Raw genomic sequence first — 11011 nt, 5'->3', positions numbered from 1 at the left:
TTTAAGAAGCCATTCAATACGTGAAGAAACTAAAACTCATCCGACAATTCACTTAGCATTTTCTCGTATTTATGAAGTTTCCTTTGTGCATCGTATTTACTGTAATGCAGAACTTCTCTTTTTGTTAGATATAACAGTGTCCACCATTTGCTTTTATCGCGGGGTTCCCATATTTTCGCCAGTTCTTCGGAACTTGCTGTGTTTAGTTCCTGTTCATAGGAGTTCAATTGCAATCTTGCATCCGATATCAAGATCTCTAATAAAATTCTTTTAATCCTAACGTCATCTACATAGGGTAGTAAGCTGCTCAAACAGAGTTCAGTTTTGAATTCCTTACCTTCTGAGTTTGGACCATAAGCGTAAATAGGACTAACGATTTTTTGCTCTTCCAGATAAAATCTCACTTTAAACAAGTCGGTTATGTATTCATCAAAGAATAAGGCTCCACCTGGAATTGATTCTAAAATAATTTCCATAAATGATGCCTCCTAACATGAATTACAGCCCCGGGGTCAAAAATAACGAATGCTTCTGCATAGTATGAGTGCAGCAAGAGGGTCATTTCAGTCGTTTCATCATGTTTGTAATTATATATGTATTATTACTATATTGCAATTTGTATTCATTACTAAATACATTTTGTGTTATGTTATAATTCCTCACTTTCTATCTATACTGATATGTGAGGTGATTCGTGTGAGCAATGATGAGTTCATCATAACTCCAAGGGAAGACAAGACTGTGACAATGTCCATTCGCATTGAAAAAATCCTTCAAGAACAATTAGATGAACTTGCCCGGAAGAGCAATCGTTCTCGGAACGAAATCATTAACATGGCGTTGGAATATGCCCTTAAGAATGTTAAGTTTATCGATTCCACAAACGATTAATTCATGTAAATTCAATCATATAACCTTGAAAGCAAAAACCCGCTCAACGAGCGGGCTTCATTGCTTCAAGATATTTATTTCAGAAGTGTTCCTAGGATTCCTCCACCCGAATCCCTACCACTTTTTCTGCCAAATCCACATCGCTGTGATCCAGTTGCACCTTCACCTTACCAAGTCGACGTGCTTCACGCCATTCCCGCAGGTCTTCCTCATTCTCCAGCTTCAATTCCGCAATTTCACTGGCTCGATCAAACATGTACTTGCTCGTGTACAGACAGGTATATATCCCTTGTCCACCTAGCGCAATGGGCTTGTCCCGCCGCTCCCACCGTTCGATCGTAAACTTAACATACAACTCCTCCTCCGTCCCGGGCCGAGCGGGCCGTTCCGTGATTTCCCTTCTCCGGACCACCTTCCAATCCAGAACGCGACCAAACCAATGAATCCCCGTATTCCCGGGACCTTGGAACTTCTTGCGAGATTGGCACATCGCGATGTATTCGATTTGAGTCAGCAGCTTGTGGTCGACGATATTTTTCAACGGCATATGGTAAAAACGGAGCTTCAGCGCCATTTCCAGCTGGGAAGGCTCCCTGAGAGAACCCACCAGGACATTTTTGCCCGCAAACTTATTGTAGTAATATTCCTTCGTCCCGCTGGGGCGAGTGGAACGTTCATAGGCTTTCTCCGGGCTGTCTTGAATGATCTCATCCAGCAGTTGTTCCATCAGACCGGTTGTGTTCGGCAGAAACGGGATCGCCCCGATGTTGACGAGCTGAATGCTTTTGTAAAAAGGATGCTCCTTAAACTTCACCTCATCCGGATACGGAAAAAGCACATACGCTCCAAACATACTCCGCTCGTAATCACCGTTCCGTTGATCCTGGTACACAATCGCATCCCGATAGCGGTGCATTATGTTGATGTCTTCCTCTTCAGGACCTGGCTGCTTGTACTTCTTCCAGTAAGGCGTCCCCTCATAGGCTGAATTCAAGCGATATTTGGCATCAAAAATATACTTATACTCAATCGCCGCGTCATTCTTTTTTAATGTCAGCACATTATCCGGTTTCTGTGCCAACGTAGTGTGGCTGTCTCCCGGTGGCAGAGAATTATAGTAGAGGGTAAACACCTCTCCATTTCGCGGATTCCGATACACCATCTTCGCCTTCCGTCCCTGGTTCAACGTCACAAATAGACCGCTCCGGTTCACCTTAATCAGATCCTGGCTTACCAGCTCATATTTTCGCCGCATCAAATCATGGATTTTCAGGAAACACCAGTACTCGTACAATTGCGCCAGGTCCTTCATCGACAACCGGAATAGATCGCCTTGGATCGAAAGCCCCTTCATCAGCAAGAGATAAATCCGATAGACCTCCCGATACCCCGGAGCCATCTGTAGGACCAGGGATAGCGAAACCTGCTTCATATCCCCGACTTGCAAAAAATCCTGCCTCAACAGCCGCTGTAACTGCGAACTCATCACGTCGGTTTTCTTCAGCAATACAGGGTCCGTGTTTTCTCTCCTTGCTGCGTGGGACCGTAGCTCTTTCAATTTCGAAGTGATGCGCAGTAACGCCCAGCGGATGAATCGATTTTCTGCCGTATCGAAGTCCCTATACCGCCGGGTCTCAAGCACATGCGTAGGTAGCTCCTGCCCAGGAACACACAGCTCTGGCCGTTTGCGCAAAAAAACGATATTCTCCTTCCCTACCCGCTTCGCCTTCGATGCTTCCACAAGATGAGGTTCACGGCGCATTTTGTAGTGGGGAGCGTTTTTGATGCGGTCGACACCTTGGGTCAACTGCCCAAAAACCTGCTGTAATATCGTAAAAAACTCCGTCACACTCTGATGTCGTGTCTCCCTTAACCCGGTAAGATGAAACGTCTTACGCAGAAAGTCAAAAGACAGATTATAAATCTGCTCATTCACCTCTCGCAAAATCACTTCGTAATCGCGTTTGTAGTCCATTTTGGACGGAAACACTTCAAGCTGCAGCTTAAAGATCACTTCGCCATGCAAGCGAAGCTCCAACTCCGACAGGCCAACCTCATTTTGAAAGTTAAGTACCCCGGACAAGATCCGGCCACGACTCCCTATTGGTTTCACAGCTTGACGTAAGTGAAGATTTTCATGGAAAAATACGATTGGTAGATCCTCCTGCTTCTTCTCCACCACGAATTCATAAGGTTGTGTTTCAAAAAACAGAGGCTCTGCCGGATCGCCCGGATTCCAAGTCTGAAGATCCATCGTCTGATGAGAAAAGACCTCAATCGAAGTCATCTCCACTTTCGGAGATGGGACATCGATTTGGAAATGGGCATCCACCCACACATCCCCTTCTTGCCGATGAAGCTGCATCGTTTCGACGGTCGGATGAAATGGCTTCCCTTTGATATACAAATCAAACAGATTCGTCTCTATGCGTAGTAACTCTATTGGCGCATTACGATAACCAGTAAGAGGTGAATCCATCTTCTTCTAGCCTCCGTAACATCGAAGCGATTTTCCTTGCACTACGCAGATACTTGGCCCGATCGAGTAGGGGTTTGAGCTTATCGCCCTCGAACAATGAGGTCGTGTCCTCCAAATACTCATTGACGGTAAAAGAAGAATCCACACACTCCCGCATCAAATTCAGAAGAACTCTCCGGATCGAAGCGCTGCTGCCTTGAATGCGAGGAAGTATTTTCTGGAGCAACTGGTGATCAAACGCCTCATCCTCGGCCAGCAATCCAAACCGTTGATTATAGAGCATATAGAAGCACACCGCATCCCGAATGCGAAAACCAACATGCGCATGGATCTCCTCCAAAATGCTGTTGATCTTCATTAGCTTTTCGGTCGTGCTTCGAATCAAATCCTTGGAATCCGCACCATAGGCATCGACTAGCTGCAGATAATCACTTCTTAGGAACCGATTAGGCGTTGCCTCTGGACGTGGCCCCGTCCCTAACTCCAAGTCAGGAAACTTATCTAAAAAGATATCATTAAATTCGATGGTATTTGCCCGGTCGAGTACCTTTTTACTGAAAGGGTGCGTTGTCTCGTCCATATTGACCGTTCCGACCAAGTACACATTCTCCGGGATCGAAAGATTGCCATATATCTCTTGATCCTCATCCTGTACGAGCGAGCTGCTGTGAAGGATTGGAGCGGTAGCAATACGTTCGTCGCGCCATTCCTGAGTCTCCAAAATGCTGAGCATATCGCTGAAATAGTGCTCTACTCGAGCTAAGTTCATCTCATCCAGACAGATGAAATAAGGTTTGCTCGGGTTTTGGGATGCCTCTAACAACACCTCGGTAACCCGCCCTGGACGGAACTTACCGGACAAGTCACTGTAGCCAATCAAATCCGACGGATCACTCCAATCCGGCCGGACCGGAATTAGCGTAAACTGTCCATTCTCCGAGGTCGCCCCCATCGCCTCTGCAAAGAGCTTAATTAGCTTGGTTTTCCCGGTTCCCGACACGCCAGCTAGGATGACGAAAGGTTTGGTTTTGAGGGAGAGGTAGAAGTTCTCGATGAGGTGCATCGGGTAACTAAAACCCTTCTGGCTAATATACGCTTTGATCATTCTTAGAACTTCCACTACATCTCTATCCTCAATGAGAGCTGGACTTTTTACTACCTCATCCATATTGTAATCTTCCTTTATAAACGTAAAATCTGGCCATTTTACTTGAGGTGATTGATCCTGGATGACTTTCAACCCCGGGATAGTGAACCGGAATAGATAACCTTGCTTTACCCCACCACCTGAATGGATTGGTCCCTGATTAATATTCAACTTCAGTATTTCTTGAGAAAAATTATTCAATGGAATATTCGGCTCAAGTGAGAAATACTCCACCCGAATAAGTCTCCCTTCCTCCTCCCAATTTGATCCTGCCATTGAGGATGGCTTTGGAGCATGTACAGGGTCTTCAATCGCCTTACTTACAAAGCGCAATGATCCATTCGCGTAATGTAAGATGATATCCCCTTTTCGCACTTCATCCATCGTATCCCAATGATATTGCGAGCGGCCTCCTTTGCCAGACAAAGGTGCCCACAGTATCCCTTCTTCCCTTTCTGCATTAAGAGTTGAACCTTGATTGACCCACCAAATGTTAGGGGATTTGGGGCTCGTGGAGGGGATCAGTTTCATCTCATACTTGAATGGTTCACCTGTGGAGTAAAACTCGATGTATTCCGCTAATTCTTCTGGAACTAGTACTTGCTTTTTGCTACCATGATCCTGAGGTTTTTGCGATAGGATATAGTCATAGGAAGTTTTGAAAACAGATTTCATAAGCTCTTTAATCTCGGGAGAGTGGTAACGTATTTGAAAAGTAGCTCTTCCTGCACTTACTTGATCAACATTTCTTAAAGAGGCCTGATAATTGAGTCCATTATAAATAAGGATGAGCTGTTTTCCTTTGCCGACTTCAACCGATTCTCCACCGTTGGCTTCATTGAAGAATTTCACAAACTCATTTGGTATCGTCGACCCATATTCAAAAATAGACCAGTCCACTTTTTTCTACCGATGAGATTGGGAACTGCATCATCATGTGTCCAGCTTCTAACTTGAGTGAGCATGTTGACCCTCGTTTCTGATGGTTAGTGTTACTATAATTTTCAACTTAATGTTATTGCAATACTATATCCTAAGTTGTAAGAATTTATAAAATGAGATTGTCAAAAGTAGTACTCAGACTACTAAAGGACAATCTCTTAGAAGGAAACGTTTTTTCTGTGTCAGCCTGATTATCAGTTACATGAAATAGTGAATTTATGCAAATCCATCGCTAGCCTCTTAGACAAAGATAAGGCTATAGAGCTCTCCTTCTAACTTAATTTCCAACTAGCAATAATCACCTTATTACGTCAATTACAACTTACGGGACGATAACGGTGATATTTACATATTCTTTCACTATACGATTATCACTTATCTCTAATTGCAGACGAGATCCATCAATATTACACAGTAAGACCGTTAGTGGCGTAAGGTTAATAATTCATAGATTTTCTTGAGCATCTATTCCTGGCTAGAGCCAATTAACGGCTCGGTTTTCTTGTAGACAAAGTAAAACGATATGCGGTAATTCTATTCGTCTACATAGAGGAAGTTTAGACAATTAGATCGCAGAACTAAGGTTCTCCAATTACAAGAACTCCTCAATCCGGTAAATCTCCCGCTGTATTGTTGTTATTCTTTAAGAAGTTTAGAAATATGAAACTAAAAGCATACAAATTTCGGATGCTACTTAATGCATTCACGAATATAGCCCTTCATTGACTTCCATGTGTCCAAAATTAAATCAACATCTACTGGAGTAACATTATGAATGTATAAATTTAATTTGTCTAATAGACTCCTCTTATTAATAAGATCTCTCCAAAGACCAACGTTAGATTTAAATTCCTTTGAAGTATTTGGTGTGGCCCCCCACTTGTTCAACACTTTGGTGATTGAAGATGGAAGGGCTGTTTCCTGGTACTGTAATCCAAGTTTTTTTGAAGCGTACTGAGTTGCAGACTCTAATAATGTCCGATACAAGCAAACCGTCGCATAGGGATAGAATAAAACGTTAAGCTTACTTAGTTCACATACAGTTTGATATATTTTATTGCCCAAATCATCAGTATTTTTCAATGAATCAAACAATTGACCTTCTGAAGAAGTAAAAGTCAGATTGTTACGTTTCTTATGCTGAGGTTTAAAAACAGTTTCAGGTTCATAGCTATCTTCTTGATCGTCCTCTACATCTTTATTACTAGTGTTTTCATGTGTGTCATCTTTATTAGCGCTATCGTCAAACTCTTTGTTTGATTGTTTACCTTCTTTAGAGTTATTGTTTTCGTCAGGTTCCTCAAGTTGCAAATGACTCTCTGAGTTTCTGTCCTCACCGTTATTTACCTCAACGTTCGTCCCCAACTGGTTATTCGCACCTGAATTACTATCACTACTAGAATTAGATGTTGTTGATGAAGAGGCCCGTCTCTTATATTTGGGGTTATTCTTAGCTACATCAATATTTAAAATCATGAACATGATTACACCTTTAATCAAATACATCAACTTTACAAATACTGTATCTTGAATAAAATCTGCTCTTTCATTAGATATTTTTAGCTGTTCTTTCGATTCATCAAAATATGGCAAATTTACAAATCCAAAAACATTATGAGGCTTAAGCCGCGTTACCTTTTTACGTTGTGAGAAATCCGCTAACCCTAGCCAGTCAAGTTCCTCCGACAAGTAGTTATACATAGCGAAATCATTAACATAAATATTTACCCCAGCACCATGATCCTTAAGCATACCACCTGCAGTTTTTTTCTCATATACCAATAACCGTCCCTCAAAGGAGGGTACTCCTTCAACATTTTCAAGATCTTTAAAACTAATATTATCATTCGTTCGAGTCTTTATTGTCTCAATAATACTATAATACTTGTCCAATATTGATTCTATGCTCAAGGTATCAAAGGAAGTTATAGTGACTACAGAATCATTTATATCTCCATCTTTCGAAATACATTGGAAATTCAACGTCTCCGATTCTTTGTCATAACTAAATACTACATCAAATAGCATATCATTAAACTCAGTGGTAAAAAGCAATGAAGCGGGAGGACTACCATCAATTTCAAGAGTTATTTCGGGAAAATCAATTACTTTGTTTTTATACAAATAAGTAGAGATATGGCGCAGCTTTTTTATTTCTGCCTGTGAAGTAAGTAGCGCCAATACTTGTTGAGGAACATTGTTCAGCGTAATTCTTGTTCCTTTATGTAATTCAGCATTAATAACTTTCTCATAAGAATAACTTCCTGAATCTTTATACCAATTAATTAAATACTCACCATCATTGTCACTAGTGGTTTGTATAGTTATGCTTTCGCAGAGGGAAAAGACTGACAACAATCCTAAGCCTTTGCTCCCAGTATAAAATAAACCTTTAGCATTGGTTAAGTTGCCATTCACCTTTTTGCGGGAGAAACCAGGTCTTGAAAGTTGCTGGATATCATCAAGTGTAAATCCATGCCCATCGTCGAAAACAGCAATGGACCTTGCATCTCTATCATATGTAAGTCTAATAGTATTGGCTGAAGCATCTATAGCATTCTTGATTAGCTCGGACACAACGATTAGTGGACTACCAACAGTCCCCAAAATATCGGCAATGGCTGAAGCATCAATCTGAAGAGTTTCTTTCACCACACTCATTCATTCACTTCTCCCTTCTAACACTTTTCTATATATTTTAACGTACTCTTTACTCATTGATTTTACAGCACCATGATTGGGAATATTTGATACTCTAATGGGCATTCTCTTACCTTGGATATTTCTTGTTAAGACCGCTTCTTCCACTAATCCATATTTTTCAGCTAGCCTATCATTCAAAACATCAAAAGGAAATTCCTTATTGTCAACTCGTCTATTACCTAGAGTTAACACGAGTTTCTTATCTTTTTTTAGGACTCTCGCTAATTCTACAAATACCTTACAATAATCATTAATAAAGAACTTCACCTTTTTCGCCTTTTCCAAACTCAAGTTGGAAATCAAGTCTTCAAAGTCAATTTCAACAGAAAAATTATTTAAGTTGTAATGCCCACCTAGGCTCATTCTATCAATTGCAGTGAACTTATCGAGCATTGACATATCAAATGAGTCCAGGTCATTTACATCAATCCATAAGAGCGGTAGAATCGAATACTGTCCGTATGTTACAGTTGTATGATTATCTCCATATGGGGGAGATGTACAAATCAGGTCAATACTATTACTCTCGAAGTTTCTTAAGATGTCTGTCGCATTGCCTGTATAAAGGTTAGTAATTATAGTCTCTTGATCGTTTACGTAATCACTGTATAACGTAGATATCTTATTGACAAAATACTCTATACAATCATTTTTCATTGATTTAATCTTAGTTTCTTCTTTAACATGCAGTTTAAAGGTAGTCGAACGAGTATTGCTGTATTTTCGTACAGTGTCTGCAAAACAAACCCAAAAAAACCTTCGTATATTGATATCCTTTTCTTGGACAATAGCTTTTCTTATTGTGCTTAAATCAGCGATGACATCACTCCTGAACCATTTGTCAATATTATTGAAGTAATGCATCTCTATGTTCCCTAAAAATAGAGAGAGATGGCTTTTTAATTGAGCAATACTCTCTCTGATTTTTATTGGTGGAATACCTTCTAGTCTTACTCGTGTAATTAATATTGCTAAAGGATTAATATCAATTCCATATGTAGTTAAATTATGCTTCGCTCCCGCAGCTAGTACTGTACCCGATCCGACGAAAGGATCGAGAATATTTCTGATATTGGTATCGAACTCCAGAATATCTTGTAACAGTTGCTCTTGCATTGGTGCCACCATCATTGCGGGATATTTAATTAAGGCCTTTCTATCTCTATAACCTGTAAAATCCCAATATTCATCTGAGTAACTTTTCAGTTTATCCACTAAGGTATTTACACTCATTGTCATTTCCCCTATCAAATTTGCTTCCTAGCATACAGTCTATGTCCAAGTGTACAATAGCGTATACTGAAGCGACACAATCCATCACTAAAGTCTAATATTCTACATATCTTCACACCATTCCTGCCTATATTATCTAATTTTTGTGTCTTAAGTACTAGATAATCACCTGGATTATAGCAAACAAGTGGAGAACTAATGCCGTTCATCTTTCAATTAAATCTCTCAACTATCCGAATTGATGTTCTGATAGACACACTTATTCAAGTACTGCAATGAAATTTCATTTCCTAATTCAAATTGTTAATGATTTCATTCGACGTTGCCAACTTTACGGTAGAATTGAGTGCATGCTACGACTCTTCGGACTCTTCGTAGTCTTCATCGCATTTCGAGCCCGCAAGGATACCAATCGAGTAGGAGGGGCGGCTACCCCCCGTCCTCAGACACCACCGTAAATGCGGGTGCTTCCAAAAGATTAAACAAGGCTCTAGATAACGATAAAGTAAAGTCTTCAGCCCTTTCACTTCCCAGTAGGAAGTCGGAAGGGCGCTATTTGTGTTCGTGACATTTCTCACGCACCGCGCCAGGTATTGGCCATGACATGGCAGGCCTATTCTGACACTCCGAGTGCCCGAATCGCGGTTTACCCGATCAAAGAACTTTTCTAAATCCATATCCACGCCCCATCGCAGGTTGCTTTGGATATATTGCTGGGCTTGTTTTACAGCATCGTGTGCTCTCTACTCGTAGCTGTACCAGGAGAAGTGAACATCGAAGATTGGAGTCATCACTTGCAGAAGGGCTGGGGAAGCAGTTCATCACGGTTGGGGTTCCGAGTTGCCTTACTCCGCCTCCGAGTTTGGGGATTTCCATCCGCCTGACGGGCAACGGTTTATACATTCCCGTTAGAAGTTCATTTTTCACCGTTCCCCAGTGAGTGTTTAGGTAAGCCTGTAGCTCTGCTACCGTTACTCTGTCACCGGGAGCTCCTCCGATTTGGACGACCCGCTTATTGGCGAGTCGTAGGTTTCCTCCTTCGAGCATTTGCTCCAACAAGTCGTTACTTGCTTTGCGAGAGGAAAAGGGCGACTTGCTCCGGTGAAGAATTCGGCGCTCTCAACTCTCCTGGCGGCTTCCCTTCTCTTTGTTGGCAGCTCCCTTTTGAAATATTCGGCTGTCTCTATGCCCTTCATGCGAACTCAATCGGGTTACTCTCTCCTTTCGGTTCGGCCCTTCTGCTTATCGGCGTCCCGTTACTTGCGTACTATGGTCTCTGCTGGCTCCTTCGGGTTTAGCACAACCTCTCGATTATGGTTACGAAGTTTCTTCGCTTTTTATCCCGCTGGCCTTCCCAGATAAGGGCCCCCTCTTTCTGACCGCGACCACTGGAGTCTACAGGACAAGCCCTTGGCGGCTTTGGATTTCGTTGTGCAGTGACCACTCATCCGACTTATCCTTCCTCAAATCCAGTTCGTTTACCTTGGCCCGTGCTTTTGCCTCCGGCTTCCTTCAGATTCCGCCTCACGACAGACACCATTATCATTGGTTAACGGTAGGCGCTCGCCAGCCCCTGTTTGGGACTTTCACCCTAAAGACGATGCCCATGCTGGGCG

6 protein-coding genes and 1 pseudogene are annotated in these 11011 nt (G+C 42.0%); 1 reads left to right on the top strand and 6 read right to left on the bottom strand.

All coding sequences use genetic code 11. The annotated features are described in order from the left end of the window. Positions 1–29: 29 nt before the first annotated feature. A complete protein-coding gene (locus PBA01S_RS21790) occupies positions 30–476 on the bottom strand; it encodes a hypothetical protein (RefSeq protein ID WP_127576722.1) in 447 nt (148 codons plus the stop codon). Positions 477–525: 49 nt separating this feature from the next. On the opposite strand from PBA01S_RS21790, the gene PBA01S_RS23280 reads away from it, so the two are divergent. Next, on the top strand, positions 526–891 hold the full coding sequence (locus tag PBA01S_RS23280; RefSeq protein WP_307719285.1) for a CopG family ribbon-helix-helix protein: 366 nt from the start codon (positions 526–528) through the stop codon (positions 889–891). Between the two features lie 91 nt (positions 892–982). Here the strand turns inward: PBA01S_RS23280 and PBA01S_RS21780 are convergent, their stop codons facing one another. From PBA01S_RS21780 to PBA01S_RS23275, 5 genes and pseudogenes are all read right to left on the bottom strand, one after another. Further along, complete coding sequence (locus tag PBA01S_RS21780; protein ID WP_127576721.1) at positions 983–3370, bottom strand: DUF2357 domain-containing protein; 2388 nt, start codon at positions 3368–3370, stop codon at positions 983–985. Next, entirely contained in the window at positions 3342–5417 is a 2076-nt protein-coding gene (locus tag PBA01S_RS21775) for an McrB family protein (RefSeq protein ID WP_255315414.1), read from the bottom strand. The genes PBA01S_RS21780 and PBA01S_RS21775 overlap by 29 nt, the downstream gene beginning before the upstream one ends. Before the next feature lie 732 nt (positions 5418–6149). After that, positions 6150–8120, bottom strand: coding sequence for an ATP-binding protein (locus tag PBA01S_RS21770; RefSeq protein ID WP_127576720.1), 1971 nt, complete (start codon positions 8118–8120; stop codon positions 6150–6152). After that, on the bottom strand, positions 8121–9395 hold the full coding sequence (locus PBA01S_RS21765) for a class I SAM-dependent methyltransferase (protein ID WP_164744232.1): 1275 nt from the start codon (positions 9393–9395) through the stop codon (positions 8121–8123). 638 nt (positions 9396–10033) lie between these two features. Further along, positions 10034–10601, bottom strand: a pseudogene (locus PBA01S_RS23275) (group II intron reverse transcriptase/maturase); the annotation flags it as partial. Positions 10602–11011: the final 410 nt, after the last annotated feature.

The sequence above is a fragment of the Paenibacillus barengoltzii NBRC 101215 genome, from assembly GCF_004000745.1.
Classification (GTDB): domain Bacteria; phylum Bacillota; class Bacilli; order Paenibacillales; family Paenibacillaceae; genus Fontibacillus; species Fontibacillus barengoltzii.
This window is presented reverse-complemented; position numbering and strand designations above follow the sequence as displayed.